Origin of the sequence: Youngiibacter multivorans (assembly GCF_017873395.1) — a bacterium.
Taxonomy (GTDB): Bacteria; Bacillota; Clostridia; order Clostridiales; family Clostridiaceae; genus Youngiibacter; species Youngiibacter multivorans.
In genome coordinates this window covers 92,118-116,229 of the sequence record NZ_JAGGKC010000009.1, presented here as the reverse complement: position 1 = coordinate 116,229, position 24,112 = coordinate 92,118, and the positions used below count along the sequence as shown (strand labels likewise).

Genomic DNA, 24,112 nt, shown 5'->3' with positions numbered 1-24,112 from the left:
TTTCCTACTCGAGACGTCTTCCTCCAACCAATATGGAGGTGACTCAAAAAAATTTACTCTGGTCTTATTACCTATTTCTGTTTAATTTTCAAAGAACTCATCGCTCATTTAAGCGACTTCTACATATTATCATTTGTGCTTTAGGCTGTCAACTGATTTTGACACAATTTTAATCATCTTTTTGGGACAGGTACTTACGATAGCCCAATATCATGGCTTTCAGTCAATTCTATGACTGCATCCAGCATTCAGATAATTATGATTTGAGATCTTCCAACTATTTACCCGATGCCTGAAGCCTTTAAAAACCTCAACACCTGCTATCGTTTTCAATTTTTACAGGGAAGAAACTTCCTATAATAAGTATCTGAAATTATGAAGTTCATTAACCTATAATATCAGCTCAAGAAAAGACAGACTGATTTTAGCCCACTTGGGGACATATAGGTACACCGGCTCAGCCAATAAATGAATTGACCAAGCCGGTGCTTCAATTATAGATTGTCTGAAAGCCTCTTGTTCCTGCTTTTTTCTGCGACCCTAGCAAACAATATGCCGATTTCAAATAGTATAAGCATAGGAACAGCCATCAGAAGCTGTGAAACAACGTCAGGCGGTGTCAGGAAAGCTGCAACGGTTAGTATGATGATCAGGATATGCTTCCTGAACTTGACTACCGTCTTTACCTTAAGTATTCCAAACAGACTGAGGAGCAGCATGACAATAGGTAGTTCAAATACAAGCCCGAATGAAAGCAGCATATTGGTTGCGAAGCTTAAATAGCTGCTGAAGCTTATGAAGGATGAAATCCTGTCCATCTCGAATCCCGCAAGGAACTTCAGTGTCATGGGCAGTATCACCATATAAGCGAACGCTATTCCAGAAACAAAGAACATGGCACCAACAAATAGCGAAAGGAGAAGATATCTCTTTTCCTTTACAACAAGACCTGGCTTAACAAACATCCAGATTTGCATGATGATGAGCGGTGACGCCACAATGACTCCGCCGAGGAAAGCTATACGTATCTGGGAAATAAGAAGCTCTTCAGGAGCAATAGCTACAAATTCCATTCCTGGTGCTTTGTTGAGCATGTCCGTTATCAGCGTTTCAACATGGTAATAACAGAATCCGGCTCCAGCAAGAAAAAAGATTGCTGAATAGATGAGCCTTCTCCTAAGTTCACCGAGATGACCTATAAGAGTCATCTTTCTCTCTCTCTTCTTTGCCTTCTTCAGATCCTTTTCCAGATCCTCAATTCTTGCTCTCATCGTTAAGGTCTACCTTGATATCCTCCGAGACTTTGTTGGCCTGAGCCTTGAACTCGTTGATAGCCTTTCCGACAGATTTTCCTATCTCAGGAAGTTTCGATGGTCCAAATACTACTAGAGCAATGGCAAGTATGAGTATCAGCTCCGGGGCTCCTAATCTGCTAAACATATTTTTATCTCCTTATCAATTATTCTTTCGTCCTGGGTATAGACCGTAAGGTCCTTTCCCATGCATCTTCCAACTAATGTTATTCTGCACTTGTGTGCGATGTCAACTGCAAGCTTCGTCGGATTACTCATCGAGCACAAAATCGGCACTCCGGCATTCATAGCCTTAAAAACCATGTCTGCTGATATTCTGCCTGTTGTAACAATCATCGATGCATTCAAATCCACATTTTCCTGCATAGCTCGACCGACCACCTTGTCATGCGAGTTATGTCTTCCAACATCTTCCCTGGTAACGAAAAAACCCTCTGAAACAAGCGCAGAAGCATGAATTCCTCCATGGCAGATGTATTTTTCCGATTCCTTTACCATCCTCTTTACAGCCTGTCTTATCTCAAGGATGGTCACTGCATGGTCTGAATCAAGAGTCTCCAGACCTTCAATGGCATCCTTATAGTCAAAGCCCTGGCTGCAGGCAGTCGTAATGATTTCGCTGAACTTCGGGCGCCTTTTCAACGACTCCCTCAGATTCACATATACCTCCCTCTCAGCATTGCAGACACTGATTTTTGATATGTCTGTCATGCCCTCAACTGAACCGGTATCAAGAAGATACCCCAGCGCAAGATCCTTCAGGTCCTCAGGGGTACACATCAAGGTCGCGGCAACATCTCCGTTCACATATATCGATACCGGAACTTCATCAGATAGATTTAAGTCATTCATCCAAAGTCCCTCCTTAAGGTATTTCGTACTGAAGCACCTCGTACCACTCAGCAAGCTTAGTTGCATAAAATTTGGTCATGTGCTGATCTGAATATATGAATCGGGTACCGTTTGATGCTTCGGTGAACTTCAGGTCCTTGTAGTCACTCTCTTCTCCGAGGCTGTCAAGCAGCTCCTTGAGCTCATCGAGAGCTATGGAGTACGGCTTCTTGGTAAACAGGTCAGCTCTTGTCGGCCTTGGATACTTCTTAGATTCATACCTCACAGTGTCAGCTATGAGCTTCAGAAGGTCCTTGTTCTTCAGTCCCATCAGTATCTCTACATACCTGTCAGTCATCTCGCTTGCTGAATAAATGTATTCATTTCCATCCGAATCGCTTACCCTCTTCAGCTCAATGAATTCAGGAAAATCCAGCATCCTTGCAAGGAGAGGTTCAACCTCTCCCTCCTCGATTCCAGCGGTTTCCGCAAGGCTGTTCTTCGCAACAAGGTTTCCCTTTATCGATTCTTTTCTGATGAATATGACAGCTTCCTTAAGCTTGAGCATATCATCGAATATGGCAATATCCTTTCCCATTGTTTACCTCATTACGGAAGGAGGTTCAGGCTCCCCAGTTCATCAGCAACATCCTTGAGTCCAAGCCTCTCCAGCGTCGCCCTAGTAGGAGCACCAAGCTTCTCATCCCATCCCATTTCCTTATAGAACATAGTGAGCGCAAGCTGCATGTCATCCCTGTCCATCTTTATGGTTCCCTTAGTGAATGGAGCAATTCCAGGATCAGCATCATATACCCAGTCCATCATTACATCATGAGTCGCTCTCATGTCCATGGTATTCATGCATTTTACTGTTAGCGCCCTGTGGAGTGTCATAATTCTTTCACCGGCGAGATCGAGTTCAGCTTCTGTTATTTCCTTGCCTGTAACCATCGACATGAACTTCGCTTCAAGGGCAGTATCTCCCCTGTAGTTTCTTGATTTTGTCGGTGAAACAGTCATAGGCCACATCCAGTTGCAAAGCGTCAGTGCGTCATGTATGCAGTTTCTTGCAAGAGACCACTTGGCGAACTTTGCCTTGTACTCGTTCATTGGCTTGTAATCCATTGGCGCATCAAGTGCGTCAGGTGATCCAAACACTTCTCCAGCGATTTCCTTCAGTATCTCTATCGGAAGTCCCGAGCCTATCAGATTCATATGTGTATGTGACTGGGAGTCCCTGTTGAACATGCATGATATGAGCGCTCCTACCTGTCCGCCGGCCTCATTCGAATGATGCTTCGGGTATCCAAGCGGCGACCAGATTCCATATGCAGCTCCATTCCAGAAGTCCTGACCATAGTTCCATCTCTGCGCTATCCAATAGGTGCCAAGTCCCAGGTTGGAGAACTCCCCTTCCTTGAAGGCTATTCTTCTGTAGAAGTCCTTCAGGAATGCCGGGTCTCCCTTTTCCAGAAGGTCCCATGGTATCGAGTCGTATTCTTCCTTTGGCAGAACATTCTTGAGTATCCCATTGTCATAAGCGTATTTGAAGTCCTTGCCTATAAGGCCATAGTTGCACCATACACCATAGTCATCGGCAAGCTGTGCGCCAAGAGTCCTTGTGATCATGTTCGCATCGCCTTCCTCGAACTGGTCCTTGACTCCCTTTATCATTACTCCTGCAGGCGAATGGAATCCCATGCAGGTATTGGCAACATTTGGAGATACTCCATAGGTTGCAAGCTTAGGAATAGTAAGCTGTGAATGGCACCTTATCGGACAGCTCTGGCATCCGCCCATCCTGACAGTATACTTCTCAGCGACAGGTCCAAGGTCAAAAACAGACTTCATTGTCCTGTAACCGACCTTGTTGACTTCTCCGGCAGCGCAGTCTCCGGTTTCCACTACAGGATCTGCAGCTCCCCATGTAAGGCCTGCCTTGGCGGTCCATCTCGAGCTCTGGCTGTGGTATTCTGCCCATGGCTGAGGAGCATTCGGAACAACATGCTGATTGTTGGCACCGATGATATCTGCCATCATGTATCTGTTAAGTTCAACGAAGTCAGCACCTTTTCCAGCAATCGCAACTGATCCTGTTCCCTTGACAGCTACGGCCTTGAGTAATTTCGAACCGAATACTCCACCGTGACCACCTGCTGAGTGGGATGTACCGTTCATGATTACAGACAGGTTTACGAGATTTTCTCCAGCCTGACCGATTGCAGCAATCGAAGCTTCTTTGCCGATTTCACCTGCAATGATGGCTGTTGATTCGAATATCCCTTTTCCCCATACGTGTCTTGCATCTTCAATTGTTACCTTGTCATCCTCTATCCTGAGCCAAACTGGCTTTGGAGATTTCCCTTCTATGATTATTGCGTCATATCCGGCATATTTCATCACTGCCGCGAAATTTCCGCCCATATGCGAATCTGAAACCGCATTGTTTGGATTCGATGGAAGAAGGGATGTGAAGTTAGTTCTTGAACTGCAAGGTACACCGCTTCCTGTCAGTGGTCCTACAGCTATGACAACCTTGTTAGCCTCATCAAAAGCCTTTGTTCCCTGAGGAACTTCATCAAAAATGACCTTGTAGCCTATGCCCATGCCGCCTATAAGTGATTCATATTCCTTTGTTTCAGATACTGAGATATTAGCTGTAGTAAGGTTTACCCTAAGTATCTTACCAGCCCATCCAAACGATTTATCAGCCATTGCCATCCTCCTCCATTAACCTAAAAGCATTCCGTGTCTGTCCATTGCAACCTTGATGTCTTCCCATGGTATAACCGATAGGGCGCCTGTAGGACAAGCCTTTGCGCACTCCCCGCAGGTTACGCACTTTGAAGACTTCTTTGTCTCAGCATCAACATTTGGCATATGCCATGGGCATGCCTGAACACAAGTGCCGCAGCCAATGCAAAGCTCCTTGTTCACAGTCCTTGCGTTTCCGTTGTTCTTGTCAGCATATATGGCCCCGACAGGGCATGCATTTCCACAGAACGGCTCCCTGCACTGTTTGCAGGTAGAAGGCGACATCAGAAGATTTCCATATTGTCCATCAGCACTTGCAAAGTTGATTTTCGGGCCTTCTTTTCCGAAATTGTAGTTCTTGCTGACATTGATCCTTGATATGAATGGCTGAATCTTACCTTCATTCATGGCTGTACATGTGATTTCACACCTCTGGCAGCCTGTGCACTTCGACCTGTCTGCGACCAGCAGACCCTCAGCTATAGGAAATGCGGAAACTTCTTTGGTATCGCATCCGAAGAGACTGAGTATTGACAAGGATACTACTGCACCACCGATTCCTTTTCCAGTTAGCTTAAGAAAATCTCTCCTGGTTTGCTCCTTGTTGAAAAAGCTTTTCTTTTCTTCCATTGATTTCCCTCCCGTTAAGTAATAATTTAACTATTATCTCGAGCCTGGTTAGATTGTTATCAATCACAGACGCAAAATATGCATAAATCATAGTGCAAAATACTATTTTATACGACATTTTCCAATTATATTCTTTTAAATTGGAACAAATCGTCATAATATAATGCGAAGCAGAAAAATAACATGCTTTAATAGTACCATTTCATTACATATTTATAAATAATGTTAGAAAAATATTTAACAAATTAATGAGAAAATCCCATTTCGGTACAATTTGTAAACAAACAAAAGCAGCTTTTCAGCTGCTTTTGTTTGTTTAGATATGTACTTTTATATTTTTTATATTCCCTGATATACCATTGCATCAGCAACCTTTACGAAGCCTGCAATGTTTGCACCCATTACAAGGTTATCCTTGTCGCCATACTCTTCTGCCATTTTGCTCGCATTCTCGTAAATCCTCTTCATGATGCCCTTGAGCATGTTGTCAACTTCGCTCTTTTCCCAGTACATTCTCATGGAGTTCTGAGACATTTCAAGTGCGGAGACAGCAACACCGCCGGCATTGGCTGCTTTTGCCGGTGCGAAAAGCACTTTTCGCTCCCTGTAGACATCCTGAGCTTCGAGTGTCGATGGCATGTTTGCACCTTCGCCTACAAGAATGACCCCATTGTCAGCGATCTTCATTGCCTCGTCCTTGTTGATCTCATTCTGTGTTGCGCAAGGCAATACGATATCGCACTTGACATCCCAGATGTTCCTTGAGCCTTCACGATATTCTCCTCTGCCAGTCCTTGAAGGATATTCGCTTATTCTCTTTCTTTCAACGTCTTTGATCTGCCTCAGCATTTCAAGGTCCACGCCGTTCTCGTCATATATATAACCGTTGCTGTCTGAGCATGCTACAGTCTTCACTCCAAACTCAGCCAGCTTTTCAATAGCGAAAAGCGCAACATTGCCTGAACCTGATACTACTGCAGTCTTTCCGTTCATTTCAATTCCTCTGTGCTCAAGTATCTCCTTGACGAAATACACAAGACCGAAGCCTGTTGCCTCTGGTCTTCCAAGGCTTCCACCGTATACGATGCCCTTGCCTGTAAGCACGCCAGGCTCTGAAGATCCCATGATCTTCCTGTACTGTCCGTACATATATCCTATCTCTCTGCCGCCGACACCGATATCTCCGGCAGGAACATCTATGTCTTCACCTATATGCCTGTAAAGTTCAGTCATGAAGCTCTGACAGAACCTCATTACCTCCATTTCACTCTTGCCCTTGGGATCAAAGTCGCTTCCGCCCTTGCCTCCACCGATTGGAAGACCGGTTAGCGAGTTCTTGAATATCTGCTCAAAACCAAGGAACTTTATGATGCTCAGGTTTACTGAAGGATGATACCTGAGTCCGCCCTTGTATGGTCCGATTGCGCTTGAGAACTGAACTCTGAAGCCTCTGTTTACCCTTACCTTGCCTGAATCATCAACCCATGGAACCGAGAATATTATCTGCCTGTCCGGCTCGATTATTCTTTCCAGTATGTTGTGCTCCATGTACTTGGGATGCTTTTCGATTACTGGTGTTAGTGAGTGAAGGACTTCAGTAGTTGCAGCTATGAATTCATCCTCTCCCCTGTTTTTGGTCCTTACCTTATCAAGGACCTCCTCGATATAGTCATGTGCGTTCATGATGATCTCCCCTTCTCCTTGGTTTTGCATTAATGTTAAGTTGTTCCTTGTTTCTTTGCATTTGTGTCATAATTGTTTCAAAAAGATTAACAATATTATTTAGTATACCATACTTTAGATGATGTAGAATTATCTTGACACCACTTGCGAAAATTTTTTTGAACGCAAATATTTATCTATGGAGGACTGCAATGGGAATTGTAACCAAGACCGGCGACAAAGGCACCACAGGAACACTCGGAGGCGAAAGGGTACTCAAGTCATCATCGCTTATTGAGCTTAACGGACAGATAGATGAACTCAATTCATCCCTTGGATATCTTTGTTCCCTTATCGATGAAGGCGCAGATTTTGAAAGGAAAACAGAGCTCACCGATTTTATCAGATACATCCAGAACGGACTCTACAACATGGGAAGCGAAATATCATCAAAATATGAAGTCATGAGGTTCAACGAAAGTCATCCAAAACTCCTTGAAGAGAAGATAGACGAGCTGACATCGCTTATGCCTGAACAGACTCACTTCATACTTTTTTCCGGAACGAGGCAGGCAACCTACACGCACGTCACAAGGTCACTGGCCCGAAGGGTCGAAAGGCAATATGTGAGATATCTTCTCGAGGAGGAAGTGGAAACCTTCCCCCAAAGCTATATGTTCCTGAACAGGCTTTCTGATTATCTTTTCACCCTTGCCCGATACCTTAACCAGGAGCTTGGCGGTATTGAGATTACTGCAAACGCCTGGAAATAACACAAGAGGAACGTCCAGCAGATAAGCCTGGCGTTCCTCTTTACTTTCAGTAATTTATTCACTTACCATCGCTTCAGCCATGACATCCATGGGATCAACGCAAGGCATGGATAGAGATTCCTTATTGAGCACAAGTCCTATTTCAGTGCATCCAAGGACCACCAGCTCGGCACCCTTCATTATTACATGTTCACCTGCTTCAACAAGCAGTTCCACCGGCCTGCCTTCAGTCACTCCGCTCTTTATCCCGGTTCCCTCGCCATAAATAGCTTCCATTACCTTATCCTTCTGGACATCAAGGTCAGGATAGATGAGTTCCATGCCTGCAAGATACTTGTCGAATATCTTAGTATTCATGGTTCCGGTAGTAGCAAGTATTCCTACCTTCCTGATTTCCGGAAAGTTTATGTCTATGTATTTCTTGAGCTCCACCAGTGCATTCATGATTTTCATATCTACGCCGCTCTGAATTTCATCGAAGAAGTAGTGGGAAGTCATGCATGGGATGCAAGCGATATCCACACCCATTCTTTCAAGGTTTCTCGCCGTTTCGATTATCATGGGGACCGGATTCTCTCCAAGCCCAAGTATCGCCCTGGTCCTGTCAGGTATCTTCGGATTGCTGTCAATAATTATCCTGTAGTGTTCCTGGTCTCTGGAAACTTTCGTTGCCTTTATCATCTTCATGTATAGCTGGGCTGTAGCCTCAGGCCCCATCCCGCCGATTATTCCAAGTATCTTGTCTCTCATATCTTTAAGTTCTCCAATAGCAAGGTTCTTTCCTTAAGTGGTCTTAGCAAATCTTCTTCCGGCAGGTCTGGTCTCAAAGCCTTCATCGTGTTCAGGGCAATTTCAGCTCCGTAATCCATCCCCTGCGATCCGGCAAGCAGAACCATATCGCCCTTCTCCGCCTTATTCAGTGCGTAGGCAATGGCATCCTCAAGCTTATTGTAAAGCGGTGTTGCAAGTCCTGAATCCTTAAGGGCATCGAAATAAACCTCTAGCTCCTCAGGCTTGACTTCGTCCTTAGGTCCGACAAGACCTTCGCTCACTGTGCCGATTATCTCATCCATTGGGAGAGAGTCCTTCCACTTCAGCAGGGTTTCAATATTCTCCCGGTTAACCGTAGTACCGCGGTTCCCGCGTATCGCGTAGACAATATGGAGCTTTCTACAATCAGACATTGCGATGCTCTCGAGTGTCACGTCAATGTTCCTGCTGTTTGCGAAATGGTCATCTGCAATTATAAAATCCCTGTCATAGATATACTGGAATCTTCTCTCAACTCCGGTAAATCTTTTGAGGGCATCAGCTATTACCTTCCTGTCCACCCCGTCAATAAGGGCCATGGCAATCACAGACAGGGCATTTGTTATTGAATGATACCCGGGAACTCCCAGCTCCACATGGAATGTCCCCTTTTCAACCTTGCCCTCAAGGCCTTCAAAATCCAAAGCAACGACAACCTCCATTGAAGCCCTTCCAGAGGACAGGTCATAGCCTGAGCAATATATGTCTGCAGATTTGTCTGAAACAGAGTAGGTTATCACCCTTGCATGCGTCTTGCCAATCAGGCTCCTTGCATATGGATCATCGTAATTGAGGACTGCATATGCTTTCTCGCCAGCACCTGTTATCAGACTCGATTTCGCCTCAAAGTATTTCTCAAAGCTTCCGTGCTGGTCGATGTGCTCTCTGCTGAAATTATTGAATGCTACAATATCAAAATCAATATCCGCAACCCTATACTGCTCAAGTGACGATGAGGATACCTCCATGGTTACCTTAGTCACACCATTGTCTTTCATTTTCCTTAGACTAGCCTGCACTATCTTGGCATCCGGGGTCGTCATCGATGAAGGGATGTTTTCGTTACCGTTCTTGATCCTTACGCTTCCAAAAAGGCCGGTAGTGCTTCCGCTGTCTTCCAGGATGCTGTTAAGCATATATGAGGTCGTTGTCTTGCCGTTGGTAGCGGTTATACCAAATACCCGCATATCTCTCGATGCAGACCCATAGAAATTGCTGCAGATCCGAGAATGTGCACGCCTTGTATCAGCCACCCTTATCTGTGGAATCTCCAGATCATCGCTTATGGTTTCTACTACAGCACAGACTGCTCCTTTTGCTTCTGCATCCCTGAGGTACCTGTGCCCATCACTATAGTGCCCTCTGATGGCCGTAAAGAGAGATCCAATCTCCACTTCCCTTGAGCTTACAGTAATGTCCTCTATTTCAATATCTTCAGCGAAACCCTTTTTTTCGAGGACCTCGACACCGTTCATCAATTCACCGATTTGCATAGCATTCACCCATCCTGAAAATTATCATCTAATTTTATCACATATTCACATCCTGGTGAATGAGGTTTGAAAACCTAAGAAAATCATAAGAATGTGAACTGATTGCAATAGCCTGCCTGAAAAACAACGGGCATCCGTAAGGATGCCCATAATGTCTATCTGTTGCAAAGCATATGTTCAAAATCATTGAAGAATTCAGGATAAGACTTGTTTACAGCTTCATAGCCGTCAATATAAACCTTGTCCTCGGATCTTAGTGCAGCCACTGAGGAAGCCATTACAATCCTGTGGTCATTGAATGCGAAGGACCTGCCTCCCTTAAGCATCTCCTTGCCTTCGATCACTATGTCCTCGCCATCCTCCCTGGCATCTCCTCCAAGGGATGTTATCATTGCCACAGTGGTCTTGATCCTGTCTGATTCCTTATACCTTAACCTCTTTCCGTTTAGCAGCCTTCCGGTGCCCTTTGAAAGACTAAGAAGCACTCCAAGTATTGGTGTCAGGTCAGGAGTCTGTGAGATATCAATGTCAATCGCCTTAAGGTCTGACCTTCTCGCTCTGAGTCCATCCTCTGTCTCTTCAATAACTCCACCCATGTCCCTTATTATCCTTACTATATCAGCGTCACCCTGGGCAGTATCCTTTTCAAGTCCGGTTACCGTAACATCCCCGCCAAGCACTCCTGCCGCCAGCATGAAGGCTCCCTGAGAGTAGTCTCCCTCTATCTTGTAATCTCTTGCAATATAGCTCTGGCCGCCCTTTACGCGGAATGTGTTGCCATCCCTTACAACTTCTATTCCGAAGTCCTCCATTACCTTTAGTGTCATGTTGACATAGCCTTCAGATTCCAGTTCACCAGTAACCTTCAGTACACTGTCTCCATCAAGCATCGGAAGCACCAGCAGCATTCCAGATATGAACTGGGAGCTGACATCCCCTCTCATGGTGAATTCGCCGCTTGTAAGTTTGCCCTTAACAACAAGACATTCAAGGCTATCCCTGTAGAGGACAATGTCAAGGTCCTTGAAGAGCTCCTCATATACAGTAAGCGGTCTCTTAAGAAGTCCCGTCTTGCATCTGAATTCGAACACTTCGTCAAACAGGAGGGTTATTGGTATGAAGAACCTGAGCGTGGAACCTGATTCTTCCGGCTTCATCGTCCTGTCCCTGAATTGGCCGAACTTCGTTGCGTCTATCGACAGCGACCTGTCCGAAAAAATGAAATCTACACCAAGATCTTCCAGACACTTCAAGGTTGCCATGATATCCAGCGACATGTCGAAATTGTCCAGCACACCTTTTCCTTTAGAAAGCGACAGAGCAATCAGAGCCCTGTGTCCATAGGACTTCGATGCAGGGATTCGTACGGTTCCATTTACCTTTTTGCAGTTAATCTCTTTGATCATTTGTACCACGCTCCTATTTCCGTTCTGTATTCGTCTTATCTTATTGTAAGGGCAATAGGACTATTTACAAACAAAATGTCAATCTTATAACAAATCGTTAATATTTTATTCATATGGCTTCGATTTCCAGAAGAAAGAATGCATTACAATCATACGGTCTCGAAACGCTCAAGTACTTCCATCAGGAATTCACCATCTCTGTAGAATACCTCTCCATCTGCAGATATGGAGCCTCCTTTTCTCAGGTCCCCTATCATGTCCCAATGCACTGAAGAGCTGTTTTTCCCACCAGCCTCCGGCATGGAGTCTCCTATGGCCATATGGAAGGTACCGCCGATCTTTTCATCAAAAAGCGTATTCTTTGTAAAGTCCTTTATTCCGTAATTGGTCCCTATGGCAACCTCACCAAAGAATCTCGAGCCGGCATCCGTATCGAGGACATTTTGTAGAAGGTCCTGTCCCTCATCAGCGAGGGCATCAACTACCCTTCCATTTACCACTTCAAGCCTTATCCCGCGTATCTCCTTGCCTGCATAGATAAGGGGGAAGGTAAAGGAAACATGTCCGTTTATCTCTTCATGGACTGGTGAAGTGAAAATCTCACCATCTGGGAAATTCTGCCTCCCATCACAATTGATCCATTTCCTACCAGAAACGGAAACCTTTATGTCAGTGCCTTCAGATAATATATGAAGCTCTTTTTTGGTATCCAGGTACCTGACCCATCTCTCCTGCTCATGGCTTATTCTTTTCCATTCAGCTACAGGGTCATCCGTATCAAGAAGTCCTGCTCCATATACGAAATCCTCGTAGTCTTCAAGGCTCATCCCTGCTTCCTGGGCATCAGCAAAGGTCGGGAACTGGGTACCGCACCATCTCATGGTTCCGTCTCCAGTCCTCTCGGTGTATATCTTCCTCCAGGACGATGCTCCCCTTGCGGCGGATTTGATTTTTTCAGACGGAACAGACGAGGCATACTTTAGGTTTCTTGATCCCCATGCAGTAAGCCAAACATCTACCTTCTCCATCATCGCCTTCTGGAGCTCATTCTCCTTCTCAAGCTGTTCTTCGCTCGAGTTCTTAAGTACTATCTCCTGGATCTCATCTGACGTCAGCACAGTCTCGACATGAGCACCAGCCCTGATTGCTGCCTTTACTACCTCCTTGGCCCACGGCAATGCGACCTCGTCGCATCTCACGTAGACAAAGTCTCCCTCCTTTACCCCTGTGGAATAACCCACCAGCAGCTTTGCAAGCTTTTCCAGTCTTTCGTCCTTCATCATTACCCCTTTCTGTTCACAAGGAACACCCCTATTATGATTACAGCAGCCCCTGCAATCTGCAGAGGGAACACAGCTTCCTTCAAGATGAATATAGATACCACGACGCTGATCGCAGGTTCCAGGTTGATGTATGCGGTAGCCTTTACGCTCCCCAGAGCCTTCAGGCAATAAAGGTAAAGATTATACCCGACAAAGGTACAGACTATCGACAGATAAAGAAGATGAAAAATACCAGTAGGACTAAGAGGCTGCAAGCCTGTTTTCAGTATTATAGGAGAGAGGAACAGTGTCCCCCATGCATTTGTATGAAATGATGCCTCCATCGGAGAATAGCTTCCCTTAAGATTACTCATGAGTAAAGTGTATGCCACCCATGAAAGTGCTGCTCCGAGTACCAGAAGGTCCCCTAATGTGCCGGATGAGAAAAGTGAAAAGTTTTCCTTCGCAAGCACAATAAGTGCTATTCCGGCAACAGACATGGTAACACCTGCAACCTTCCATCTGTCGAGCCTGATCTTTAGCACCACCGAATTCACAAGCAGCGTAATCACTGGAATCGTGGATACTATTATTGCAACATTCGCTGTAGTTGTAAGCTTGACGCCTATGTTCTGGAATGTGAAGTATGTCGCGACTCCGAAAAGTCCTCCAAGGATGAATCTCAACCTGTCTTCCTTCAGTACCTTTTTCCCTTTTCCCAAAGCAAACACTGCCATCACTGCAGTGGATATGGCGAATCTATACAATGCTGAAAGCACCGGGTCTATCTCATTAACCACAAATCTTATGCTGAGATAGCTAAGTCCCCAGATTACCATCAGAACGATAGCCGCAGCATGCGGCAAAACCTTTTTCATTTGTACCTCCATGTGCCCTTTTAGGCCACAAGCTAATTCTATCCCATTTGGACAATCAAGTGAACCTTATGATTGTATGTTTTAGTCAGACGAAAAAATCCGATACAAACGTATCGGATTTTTTGATGGTGGTCGATCAGGGGCTCGAACCCTGGACCCTACGATTAAGAGTCGCATGCTCTACCAACTGAGCTAATCGACCGCGGTTTTTACTGACAAAGATTATTATACTTACCCACCAATATAATGTCAACAAAAAATTTCATATTTTTGTGCAGCTTTTTTTCATCCATTATCCAGCTACATGTGTCCGCCGATTAAGAGGCCAAAATATTAAAGGTAGAGGCATGGGACAATAGCCGCATGCCTCCGGTAACAAAAGACTTAATGGGAGTATCAGTCTTTTCTGATGGCAGTTCCTGAAACCTTCTCATAGTATCTGGCTATAGCAGAATGGTCGCTCTGACCTTCTCCATCAGCCTTAAGCACCTGAAGCATCTGCTGAACGCTTGCCGTCAGCGGAAGCGGAGCTCCCGCAGCAGCACCTGTGTCCAGAGCATTTGTCAGGTCCTTGATATGCAGGTCGATCTTGAAGCCAGGTTTGAAGTTGCCCTCAAGTATCATCGGTGCCTTGGCATTCATTACCGTGCTTCCTGCAAGTCCGCCCTTGATGGCATTGAACACCTTCTCCACATCAGCTCCAGCCTTTTTCGCAAGAAGGAGCCCTTCACTGAGTGCTGCTATATTAAGTGCCACTATAATCTGATTTGTAAGCTTGCAGGTGTTTCCGCTTCCAATAGGTCCGACAAGTAGAGCAGACGCTCCCATTATGTCGAACAGCGGCTTGGCCTCGTTGAAATCTTCCTCATTTCCCCCAACCATTATCGCAAGGGATCCATCTATTGCCTTAGGCTCTCCTCCTGATACGGGAGCATCTATCATCCTCAGCTTCTTCAGAGACAGAGCCTTCTCCATCTCCTTTGAAGCATCAGGTGCTATGGAGCTCATGTCGACAACCAGGGTGCCTTCAGCAGCGCTTTCGAGTATTCCGCCTTCACCAAGTACAACAGCCTTGACATGAGGAGAGTTTGGAAGCATCGTGATTATCAGGCTGCAGTCCCTTGCAACCTCAGATACGCTTGCCCCTTCCTCTGCTCCGGCTGACACAAGGTCAGCTACTGCAGCTTTGTTCAGGTCATACACCTTCAGGCTGTATCCAGCCTTCAGAAGGTTCTTAGCCATTGGCCTTCCCATTATTCCAAGTCCTATGAATCCAACTTTTTTATTCATTGATTCCTCCTATTGAAGTGAAACGATAGTATCTATTGCCTCCACAACTCTCTCAGTGGTCAGGTTCTGGTATTTGAGAATGTCACTATAACTGTGGGCGCTCCTTCCGAAGCAGTCTTGTATTCCGACGAACTCGATTGGCATTCTTTCAAGCCTCAGGGCTTCCGCTATCGCACTGCCAAGACCACCTACTATGCTGTGCTCTTCAGCTGTGACGACTCCCTTCGCTCCCTTTACAAGCTCTTTGATCCTGTTCTGGTCTAGCGGCTTTATGGTACTAATGTTCACGACCTTTACAGACACCCTGCCCTCAAGCTGCCTTGCAGCTTCCATGGCCAGAGTCAGCATATAGCCGGTGGCGAAAAGAACCACTTCATTACCCTCTTTAAGAACCGAAGGCACACCTATCTCAAAAGGCGCGTCTGAAGAAGTGACATTTGGATAGTCATTCCTGTTAAGCCTTATGTAGCAAGGTCCATTGTATTCAGCAAGTGCCCTGACAGCCTTCACTGTCTCATTGGCATCCGCAGGGCAAAGCACAGTCATGTTGGGTATCGCCCTCATTATCGCCATGTCCTCTACTGACTGATGTGTTGAGCCGTCTCCGAAATCCGATACTCCCGCTGAGGATCCGCATATCTTGACGTTGAGCTTTCCGATGGCTATTGTCTGCCTGATCTGGTCATAAGCTCTGCCAGAAGCGAATACTGCGAATGTATTTACAAAAGGTATCTTTCCAGTCTGAGCAAGGCCTGCAGCGACAGAAGTCATGTTAGCCTCTGCTATTCCCATCTCCACATGCCTGTCCGGAAAATTTTCCTCGAACAGCTTGCCTCTTGTTGAACCTCCAAGGTCCGCATCAAGTATGACGATGTTCCTGTTTACCTTTCCAAGTTCTACAAGGGTCGTGCCATATGCTTCTCTCTGATTTGTATGTTCCATGATGGTATCCTCCTCTATGAAAGCTCGGCCATAGCCTTGTCGTAGTTCTCTTTAGACAGCATTCCGTTATGGTAGCTGACTACGTTCTCTGCAAAGCTCAGTCCCTTTCCCTTTACCGTATTCATTATTATGACAGTGGGTTTGCCGTTCTTTTTGTCAGTCTCGTCAAGAGCCCAAAGTATTTCCTTCATATCATGGCCGTTTATCTCAATTGTGTTCCATCCGAAGCTTTCCCATTTGTTCTTAATGTCACCGGCATCGAATCTCTCGCATATCGGACCTGTAGCCTGCAGCTTGTTGCAGTCGACAATTCCTACAAGATTGTCAGTGTTGTAGACAGTTGCTGCCATTGCAGCCTCCCATATCTGTCCTTCCTGCTGTTCTCCATCACCCATGAGCACATAGACCTTGCTGTCAAGTCCATCCATCTTCAATCCCATGGCCATGCCAAGTCCTATGGAAAGGCCCTGTCCAAGGGATCCGGTACCGGCCTCTATGCCAGGTGTCTTCAATACATCAGGGTGTCCCTGGAGATATGAGTCGATTCTCTTGGTATTGACCAGGTCCTCTATCGGGAAGTATCCAGCTTCAGCAAGGGCCGAGTACTGGAGTATTGCCACATGTCCCTTGCTTAGAAGGAATCTGTCCCTGTCTGTCATTTTTTTGTCTTCCGGGTCATGTCTCAGCTTATGGAAATAAAGTGCTGCGACCATGTCAGCTGAAGAGAAGGAGCCTCCGATATGGCCTGCAAATCCAACTCCCATGCTTACAATAACGTTTTTTCTAAGTTTCCTGGCCTTATCCTCGAGATCGGCCACAAGCTTTTCACTATACATGTTCATACCTCCTGTGTCATATTGTCTCTGAAGAACTTAAGTGCCGCTGGAGCATCCTCTCTGAAACCTTCTGAATAGGCTTCACAGCTGACTCTGCCATCATATCCGATACCACTCAGGGCATCGAAGAAAGGTCTGTAGTCTGATTCATCCATTGACTTTGGGAATATCCTTCCTGTGGGATTTGCCATATGTACATGTACAAGGGCTCCCCTGCCATAATTTTTAACTTTTTCAGGACTTTCATCTTCAACCGTAAGGTGGTAATAATCCACTAAAACCCTTATGTTTTCTCCGCCTACATCTTCAGCCAGCCTTACACCTTCCTCAAATGTGTTGATCAGGTTGCATTCAGCTTTCCTCAGAGGCTCTATCGCTATTTTTATCCCATTCTTTCCTGCAATCGGGTCAATCAGCTTCAGGAGATCTACTACCTGTCTGTAGCCTTCATCCATCGGGAATCCTTCAGGTACCATCTTTGCAGGACCGCTTCCAAATACCACCGATTTCGCACCTATTGAACCTGCAATCGCCAAAGCCTTCTCAGCATATGAAAGGATTTCATCCATCCTGACATCAGGTCCCGTCAGACGAAAAGTCTTCGGGAACATGTTGTTGCATGCCTCGCAGCTGATTCCGGAAGCTTTAAGCCTTTCGATTACTGCCTCTCTTTCGGAGTCAGTAAGCCTGGTCAGCTCTGCCAGAGGAAGCTCCACATAATCAAAGCCTGCTTCCTTTAGTGTCTCAATGTTCTCGATACCTGTTCCATCAGCTCCGGTTGAAACCATGTTCAGACAGCATCCGAATCTCATTGGACAGCAGCCTCCTTCTTGGATGGGTCAACCACAACCTTGATTAAGTCATCAGGCGATGTATGCAGAAGCTCGAAATATTCAGGAGCTTCCCCTAGGGTTACCCTTGCACTTATGAGGCTCCTGGTATCAAGCTTGCCTGAACCGAGTATGTCAACAACCTCGCCGAACTCCTCATGAGTGTAGTTGAAGGTACCAAGCACGCTTCTTGCAGATACAACAATATCCTGCATGTTGATCTGCATCTCCTTCTGAGACATTCCAACCCAGATGGATGTACCTGCCATCTTCAGGCTCTTTATCGACTGGTTGGCAGTCGCCTGCACTCCGACAGCCTCTATTGAGATGTCAGCCATTTTCCCGCCTGTCATTTCAGCGAGTGCCTCCAGATAATCCACCTTTGATGGATTGACAACGGCATCAGCTCCCAGGGCTAGCGCTGTCTCAAGCCTCTTGTCACTAAGGTCGCTGACTATTATCATTTTGGGCTCCCTTATCTTCACAAGCTGCAATATGCAAAGGCCTATGGTTCCCGCTCCGATGACAAGAACAACCTTGCCCTTTAAGTCTCCGGCCTTCTTTACAGCACCGTAGCCTACGGCATACGGCTCCGCAAGAGCTCCGTCTTCAAACTCGCAGCTATCAGGCAGCTTGTAAAGCAGCTTTTCAGGTACCGCAAGATATTCTGCCAAAGCTCCATCCTCTGTCAGCACACCGAAAAATTTCTTGTTCAGGCACATGTTAGTGTATCCGTTCATGCAGTTTTCGCACTTTCCGCAGAAATTGATCGGCTGCACTATCACCTTGTCACCAGATGAGAATAGCTTTGACCCTTCAGCAGGCTTAACTACCTCTGCAGAGAATTCATGACCCATTGTCATCGGTGGTATCCTTCTTCCAGTAAGTCCAAGGTAGCCATGGACATCGCTTCCGCAGATTCCGACAGCCTTTACCCTTAAGAGGGCTTCACCCTCTCCTGGTACCGGTTCTTTCATATCTTCAATCTCAAGCTTCTTTGGCCCGAGATATCTCAATGCTCTCATTTGCCGCCTCCATACTGTGGCCTGAATGTGGAAAATTCCGATTTTTGCCGAAATTACCAAGGCCAATGTTTTCTTTGCACTAATAATGTGTTACCATTGAATAAAATTATAGTTGCCGATGCTTCTATAAAGATGGAGGTAGACTGTTCCCGCAGTCTACTTCCTTTTATTTTCCCTGTCGCTCAACGCCATCCTGGCACAAAGCCTGAATGCTGCTTCAAATGCACCTGTGTCTGCTATTCCCTTGCCAGCTATGTCATATGCAGTTCCGTGTGCAGGTGTGGTGATAGCATATGGCTGTCCTGCAGCTACTGTTATCCCTTTCTGGAAGCCCTTGAGCTTCATCGCAATCTGCCCCTGGTCATGGTACATGGTCACAACCGCGTCGTAATCGCCCTTGAAAGCCTTCAGGAATACTGTGTCTGATGGAAACGGGCCATCAACTCTTATACCATTTTCTGCCGCCAGTCTTACTGCCGGCTCAAGCACATCTATCTCTTCCCTTCCGCATGTTCCTGAATCTCCACCATGAGGATTGATCGCAGCAATCACAATCCTGGGATTCGTGAAGCCGCCCCTTCTTAAAGTATCGTTCGCAAGAGTTATTGCATCCATCACCCTTTCAACGGTTATGTTCCTGCTGACCTCGCTGAGGGGTATGTGGCTTGTCACCCTGGAAGTCCAAAGATCCTCAAGCACATTCATTTCTCCATGAGGAAGGTGGGCTACACCGAGTTTATCAGCAAACAGCTCATGCTCACTCTCATACTCATACCCGCCAAGCTTCATTGCAGCCTTGTTTAGAGGAGCGAAGCAAAAACCTTCAAGATAGCCTTCTTTACACCAATCCATAGTCCTAACGAGATTGTCAGCCTCTTCTTTCCCATTTGATGCAGAAACCTCTGATAGTCTTAAGCCTTCCGTATCAAGGCTTTCAGTATCCAGAAGAAGGATCCCTTCACCAGATACTATATCTTCAGGATGTGTTATTCTTTTGTATTCAAAGCTTACACCAGCTATTTCAATTCCTTTAATGAGCAATCTTTCATCGCCGATAATAACCGGGCATGAGTGTTCAGAAAGGACTCCCTTAGCAGCTAGCTTTGCTACCAGCTCTGGTCCGATTCCAGCGGCATCTCCAAGCGGTATTCCAAGTATTGGTCTCTCTTCCTTCATATTCCCTCCACGGTCCGGAAGGACCGGGCCTATTCCCTAATTCTGGGAGTAGGTCCCGTACGCTTCCAGCAGATGTTCCTTCATAAGTTCCTTTGCCAGTTCCCCATCTCTCTCCTTGAGTGCCTCGAGCAGCAGCCTGTGATACTTCTTTCCTATTCCCATACCCACTTTCTCTGTCAAACTGCTAATCGTTTCCCTCATTACATCCCTTACGATGCTGTTCATTTGCATAATCAGCGAATTCCTGGTGCTTTCCGCGATTATAGTGTGGAACTCAAGGTCCTCATCAACATATTTCTCCAGGTCCTCACTGTAGCTCTCAAGCCTGTCTACGCTTTCTTCAAGAGCGAGAAGCTCTTCTTCAGTCATCTTGTAGGCCGCCATTTCTGCTGAGCCGACTTCGATGATCATCCTGAACTCGAATACCTCCCTCATTGAATCCTTGCCAAGATATACATATGGAATTATCTCATTGACATATATCCCAGGCGTCAGCTCCTTTATGAAGGAGCCCTCGCCTGTCCTTGTCTCGAGTATTCCAAGGGTTGTGAGCTTGGATAGTGCCTGCCTTATAGTTATCCTGCTAACCCCGAAGGATTTCGCAAGGTCGTTTTCTGACGGCAGCTTTTCACCCTGTACCCATATCCCTTCAATGATATGCTTCTTCAGCTGATCGTATACCTGATCGCTTATGCTTGATTTTGTTATCTTCTGGATCTCCATTATTGTCTCCTTTTGCACAAAAGAGAGATGCAAGAATCTGAGCTTACTTTATCCCTTTTGATGCCATGAATTCACTCTCAAATTGTTTTACGAAAGTTGTGGCATCCGTGCTGTTCTTGTAGTCTGATATGAGCTTGTATATGTCGATGTAATCAGTCTTCCAGGTTGCTGAATCACTGACCTTCTTGAGAGCTTCTGTGTAGTACTTTACAGCATCAGCGCTCATGCTCTTTGGTGCTGCAACGCCTCTCCACACCGGAACCTCAACATTCTTGTAGCTTCCCACTTCGCTGAGAGTAGGCGCATCCTTAAGGTTACCCTCGTATCTCTTCTCTGAAAGTGCAAGTATTGCAGTAAGGTCTCCTGAATTGACATACTCTGATGCCGCCGCAGGCTTCGACATTACAAGGTCAACATGTCCGCCAAGTATTGCAGTTATCGCTTCACTTGTCGAGTTGTAGGTTATGTACTTCATGACATCCTTTGAAAGTCCAACTTCAGCTATCATAGCTTCGTATGTAGCGATGTCATCACCTTTCGAACCTCCAATTATGACAGGAGTTCCTGCCTTGGCTGCATCTATGGCATCCTTGAAGGTCGCATATTTGCTGGCCTTACCCTTGAACAGGAGCTGCTTGTCAACAGCCATGATCGCTATGATCTGGAAGTTTCCTGACCTGTTTGCAGTATTCTGCACCATTGGCATAAGGTCTCCGCTGTTGAAGGTAAGGAGTGTGTTGTTTGCCTTGTCTCCCTTAAGGTTTGCAACTTCATTCCTTCCTATCTCGCCATTTCCGTCTGTCTTGTTGTTTACCACGAATGTTACGCCTTCAACTATCTTGTCCTTGGTCATTATGTCTGTGATTTTCCTTGTGAAAATGTCGCTTCCGCCGCCGGCACTGGATGTGACTATCCAGTCTACCTGTGAAGCTGGCTTGAATGCTGCAGGTGTCTGATCCTTTTGTCCGCAACCCGCAAGAAGTGCGATACCCATGACTGTGACCATTAGTTTGCTGATTTTCTTAAACATTGTTTCCCCCCAATAATTTAATATATTCTCTACTTTTCAGCAGACAACTCGGTTTTTGACTCTGCCTTAGTCTTCCCAGCTTTGATTTTTCCCATGATACTTTTAAAGGCAGGTGTAATTATCAGACCTGCAAACACTATAACGAGTACAGTGCTTATCGGGCTGTCCAGGAATATCCCAAGACTTCCGCCTGATATTATGAAGGTCTTCCTCATGTTGGACTCAAGCAGCGGAGCCAGTACGAACGACAGCAGCATCGGTGCAACCGGGTAGTCGTTCTTGTCAAGCACATACCCTAGTACTCCTGTTACAAGCATCACCACCACCCCATACATGGAATTGCTTGTGCTGTAAGCACCAACAATACAGATCGATGTTATCGCCGGTACCATGTACTTGATAGGGACTGACAGTATCTTCAGAAGGTACGGTATAACAAGTATTGATACTATTACTGCAAGCACATTTGAAAGATAAAGTGAAGCTATGAGACCCCAGGTGAATACTGGCTGGTTCGTGAACAGAAGCGGTCCGGGATTTAAGCCAAACATTATCAGTCCGCCAAGGAGCACTGCTCCAGTTCCGGATCCTGGTATTCCAAGAGCTAGCAGAGGTGCAAACGCTCCAGCTGCTGCTGCATTGTTAGCGGCTTCTGCTGCTGAGATTCCCTCTATTGCTCCGGTTCCAAGCGGTTCCTTAGATTTGAACTTCTTCTGTACTGCATAGCCGAGGAATGCACCTGTTGTGGCTCCCGCACCCGGAAGCACACCTACGAATGTTCCCATTACTCCTGACCGTATTGCAGGAGGCAAAAGCCTTTTCCAGTCAGCCCAGGTAAGCATACTCCCCTTAATTGAAAGCTTTGTCAGCTCCTGAGGAGTTTCAGGCTTAATATCCTTCTTCGCATCATGAATCAGCTTAATGACCTGAGAAAATCCAACAGCTCCGATTATAAACGGTGTGAATGGGATTCCTCCGAGAAGGTACATGCTTCCAAAGGTATACCTTGGCGAGCCGGTCAGTGTATCCATTCCTATTGTTGCTAGAAGTATTCCAAACATTGTGACAAGGAGCCCTTTGCTGATATTGTCTCCAACCAGCCAGCTTATCGATGTCATCGCAATGAGAAGTACCATTGTCATCTCGGCAGGTCCGAATTTCAAGCCCACGTTCGCAAGAGCCGGACCGACTACTGTTAGGATCATTATTCCGATTGTTCCGCCTACGAAGGATGCCATTATGGCAGTCATAAGCGCCTGTCCAGGCCTTTTCTTCTTAACGTTCATCGGATATCCGTCGAGCGTCGTCATGATTGCAGGTGAATCACCCGGAATGTTCAGGAGTATCGCACTGAAGCTTCCTCCATACATGTTCGAGTAATACAGTGCACCAAGCATTATCATCGCAGTCAGAGGATTGAATTTAAAGGTAAGCGGAAGCAGAAGCGCAACTCCTGCAAGGCTTCCTATTCCGGGCATCGCCCCCACGACAAGCCCCAGAACGGCACCAAGCATTGATGCAATGACATTTTGAAGTGTCAGCGCTGTCTGAAATCCAATTAACAGATGCTCTAAATTTTCCAAAGCTTTTCCCCCTATAAAAGATTTTCAAGAAGTCCCATCGGGAACGGTACCTTGAGCCAGAACACGAATGCCCCGATTATGATTACAGACATGAATCCTGTGACCTTAAGAGTCGAAATCCAAGGTGTCTTCTCATAGAATCTCAGCCAAACTACGATATAGAGGATCACGCTGGGTATCAGCCCGATTATGTATGTCATTGCTATTACACCAATCGCACCGAGAATTACCATGAGCTCGATTTTGAAATACTTAGGACTCTCACTTCCGATGGCAACCTTCAATAAGAACAAGCTTACCAGTAGAAGTACTGTTCCAATTATTGTCGGGAAAAATCCTGGCTTCGGTCCGTTTACACCATCCCAGAATCCGAATTTACTTAATCCAAGCCAAATGAAGACCACAGATATCAACAACCCCGCAAGAGGTATGATCAATCTTGAATTTATCTTGCCCTTTTTCAAATGCTTCACTCCTTTCCATTTTTGTACTTTGCATCTCTTTCGCGAATCTGTATGCTGGCTACCTGTATTACAGGTATACCCATAATCTACAGAAATTAGTAATCGTTGTCAATAAGTCTTCACTAGAATTTTGATTACGTTTTCATTGATTGATAATTTATAGATAATACCGAAGTGTGAATATTCAACCAGATACTGACAAATCGATAATTAATCTACTCACATAATCTATATTTGCAAATATAGAGGATCTTGCAGATAATCATTATCCATAAAATAATAAAAAAATAACAGCATTAATACGGATTCACTCAAATCACCCTTTAATATTAATATGGTGTTTGCACCATTATCCATATCACCTCAACCATTCTTACTTCGTGCTTCCTGCCACATGGCAC

The 24,112-nt window shown here is 45.7% G+C and carries 23 protein-coding genes and 1 tRNA gene; 1 reads left to right on the top strand and 23 read right to left on the bottom strand.

Annotated features, from left to right (window positions below; translation table 11 throughout):
* Positions 1 to 494: 494 nt before the first annotated feature.
* From tatC to gdhA, 7 genes are all read right to left on the bottom strand, one after another.
* Positions 495 to 1,271 carry a twin-arginine translocase subunit TatC gene (gene tatC / locus J2Z34_RS07095; protein ID WP_209459168.1) on the bottom strand — a complete coding sequence of 259 codons (777 nt, stop codon included), beginning with the start codon at positions 1,269 to 1,271 and terminating at the stop codon, positions 495 to 497.
* A complete protein-coding gene (locus J2Z34_RS07090; protein ID WP_209459167.1) occupies positions 1,255 to 1,440 on the bottom strand; it encodes a twin-arginine translocase TatA/TatE family subunit in 186 nt (61 codons plus the stop codon). Before J2Z34_RS07090 ends, tatC begins: the two co-directional genes overlap by 17 nt.
* A complete protein-coding gene (fdhD, locus tag J2Z34_RS07085) occupies positions 1,425 to 2,165 on the bottom strand; it encodes a formate dehydrogenase accessory sulfurtransferase FdhD (protein ID WP_209459166.1) in 741 nt (246 codons plus the stop codon). The genes J2Z34_RS07090 and fdhD overlap by 16 nt, the downstream gene beginning before the upstream one ends.
* Positions 2,166 to 2,178: 13 nt before the next feature.
* A complete protein-coding gene (locus tag J2Z34_RS07080; protein WP_209459165.1) occupies positions 2,179 to 2,742 on the bottom strand; it encodes a hypothetical protein in 564 nt (187 codons plus the stop codon).
* A gap of 11 nt (positions 2,743 to 2,753) precedes the next feature.
* A complete protein-coding gene (locus J2Z34_RS07075; RefSeq protein ID WP_245250547.1) occupies positions 2,754 to 4,859 on the bottom strand; it encodes an aldehyde ferredoxin oxidoreductase in 2,106 nt (701 codons plus the stop codon).
* 15 nt (positions 4,860 to 4,874) lie between these two features.
* Entirely contained in the window at positions 4,875 to 5,528 is a 654-nt protein-coding gene (locus tag J2Z34_RS07070) for a ferredoxin-like protein (RefSeq protein ID WP_209459163.1), read from the bottom strand.
* Between the two features lie 339 nt (positions 5,529 to 5,867).
* Positions 5,868 to 7,211 carry an NADP-specific glutamate dehydrogenase gene (gene gdhA, locus J2Z34_RS07065; protein ID WP_209459172.1) on the bottom strand — a complete coding sequence of 448 codons (1,344 nt, stop codon included), beginning with the start codon at positions 7,209 to 7,211 and terminating at the stop codon, positions 5,868 to 5,870.
* Positions 7,212 to 7,402: 191 nt separating this feature from the next.
* Between gdhA and J2Z34_RS07060 the strand changes: the two genes are divergently transcribed.
* Entirely contained in the window at positions 7,403 to 7,963 is a 561-nt protein-coding gene (locus J2Z34_RS07060; protein WP_209459162.1) for a cob(I)yrinic acid a,c-diamide adenosyltransferase, read from the top strand.
* 54 nt (positions 7,964 to 8,017) lie between these two features.
* On the opposite strand, the gene cuyB is transcribed toward J2Z34_RS07060, so the two are convergent.
* The 16 genes from cuyB to J2Z34_RS06980 form a co-directional block, all read right to left on the bottom strand.
* On the bottom strand, positions 8,018 to 8,713 hold the full coding sequence (gene cuyB / locus J2Z34_RS07055; protein ID WP_209459161.1) for a cysteate racemase: 696 nt from the start codon (positions 8,711 to 8,713) through the stop codon (positions 8,018 to 8,020).
* Positions 8,710 to 10,266, bottom strand: coding sequence for a Mur ligase family protein (locus tag J2Z34_RS07050; RefSeq protein ID WP_209459160.1), 1,557 nt, complete (start codon positions 10,264 to 10,266; stop codon positions 8,710 to 8,712). The genes cuyB and J2Z34_RS07050 overlap by 4 nt, the downstream gene beginning before the upstream one ends.
* A 155-nt stretch (positions 10,267 to 10,421) precedes the next feature.
* Positions 10,422 to 11,672 (bottom strand): 3-phosphoshikimate 1-carboxyvinyltransferase, encoded by a 1,251-nt coding sequence (aroA, locus tag J2Z34_RS07045; protein ID WP_209459159.1) that lies wholly within the window; start codon positions 11,670 to 11,672, stop codon positions 10,422 to 10,424.
* A gap of 149 nt (positions 11,673 to 11,821) precedes the next feature.
* Complete coding sequence (locus J2Z34_RS07040) at positions 11,822 to 12,952, bottom strand: aminopeptidase (RefSeq protein ID WP_209459158.1); 1,131 nt, start codon at positions 12,950 to 12,952, stop codon at positions 11,822 to 11,824.
* Positions 12,953 to 12,954: 2 nt separating this feature from the next.
* Positions 12,955 to 13,812, bottom strand: a complete 858-nt coding sequence (locus tag J2Z34_RS07035) for a DMT family transporter (protein ID WP_209459157.1) — start codon at positions 13,810 to 13,812, stop codon at positions 12,955 to 12,957.
* Positions 13,813 to 13,938: 126 nt separating this feature from the next.
* Positions 13,939 to 14,014: transfer RNA gene (locus J2Z34_RS07030), tRNA-Lys, on the bottom strand.
* Positions 14,015 to 14,208: 194 nt separating this feature from the next.
* Positions 14,209 to 15,102, bottom strand: coding sequence for a 2-hydroxy-3-oxopropionate reductase (garR, locus tag J2Z34_RS07025; protein WP_209459156.1), 894 nt, complete (start codon positions 15,100 to 15,102; stop codon positions 14,209 to 14,211).
* A 9-nt stretch (positions 15,103 to 15,111) separates the two neighbouring features.
* Entirely contained in the window at positions 15,112 to 16,044 is a 933-nt protein-coding gene (locus tag J2Z34_RS07020; protein WP_209459155.1) for a transketolase family protein, read from the bottom strand.
* A gap of 14 nt (positions 16,045 to 16,058) precedes the next feature.
* Positions 16,059 to 16,880, bottom strand: coding sequence for a transketolase (locus J2Z34_RS07015; RefSeq protein ID WP_209459154.1), 822 nt, complete (start codon positions 16,878 to 16,880; stop codon positions 16,059 to 16,061).
* 2 nt (positions 16,881 to 16,882) lie between these two features.
* A complete protein-coding gene (locus J2Z34_RS07010) occupies positions 16,883 to 17,692 on the bottom strand; it encodes a sugar phosphate isomerase/epimerase family protein (protein WP_209459153.1) in 810 nt (269 codons plus the stop codon).
* Positions 17,689 to 18,735, bottom strand: a complete 1,047-nt coding sequence (locus tag J2Z34_RS07005; RefSeq protein WP_209459152.1) for a zinc-dependent alcohol dehydrogenase — start codon at positions 18,733 to 18,735, stop codon at positions 17,689 to 17,691. The genes J2Z34_RS07010 and J2Z34_RS07005 overlap by 4 nt, the downstream gene beginning before the upstream one ends.
* Positions 18,736 to 18,891: 156 nt before the next feature.
* Positions 18,892 to 19,911 carry a 4-hydroxythreonine-4-phosphate dehydrogenase PdxA gene (locus J2Z34_RS07000; RefSeq protein ID WP_209459151.1) on the bottom strand — a complete coding sequence of 340 codons (1,020 nt, stop codon included), beginning with the start codon at positions 19,909 to 19,911 and terminating at the stop codon, positions 18,892 to 18,894.
* 36 nt (positions 19,912 to 19,947) lie between these two features.
* Positions 19,948 to 20,634, bottom strand: a complete 687-nt coding sequence (locus J2Z34_RS06995) for a FadR/GntR family transcriptional regulator (RefSeq protein ID WP_209459150.1) — start codon at positions 20,632 to 20,634, stop codon at positions 19,948 to 19,950.
* A 43-nt stretch (positions 20,635 to 20,677) separates the two neighbouring features.
* On the bottom strand, positions 20,678 to 21,664 hold the full coding sequence (locus tag J2Z34_RS06990; RefSeq protein WP_209459149.1) for a tripartite tricarboxylate transporter substrate-binding protein: 987 nt from the start codon (positions 21,662 to 21,664) through the stop codon (positions 20,678 to 20,680).
* A 29-nt stretch (positions 21,665 to 21,693) separates the two neighbouring features.
* Complete coding sequence (locus J2Z34_RS06985; RefSeq protein ID WP_209459148.1) at positions 21,694 to 23,247, bottom strand: tripartite tricarboxylate transporter permease; 1,554 nt, start codon at positions 23,245 to 23,247, stop codon at positions 21,694 to 21,696.
* 11 nt (positions 23,248 to 23,258) lie between these two features.
* Positions 23,259 to 23,711 carry a tripartite tricarboxylate transporter TctB family protein gene (locus J2Z34_RS06980; RefSeq protein ID WP_209459147.1) on the bottom strand — a complete coding sequence of 151 codons (453 nt, stop codon included), beginning with the start codon at positions 23,709 to 23,711 and terminating at the stop codon, positions 23,259 to 23,261.
* Between the last annotated feature and the right edge of the window lie 401 nt (positions 23,712 to 24,112).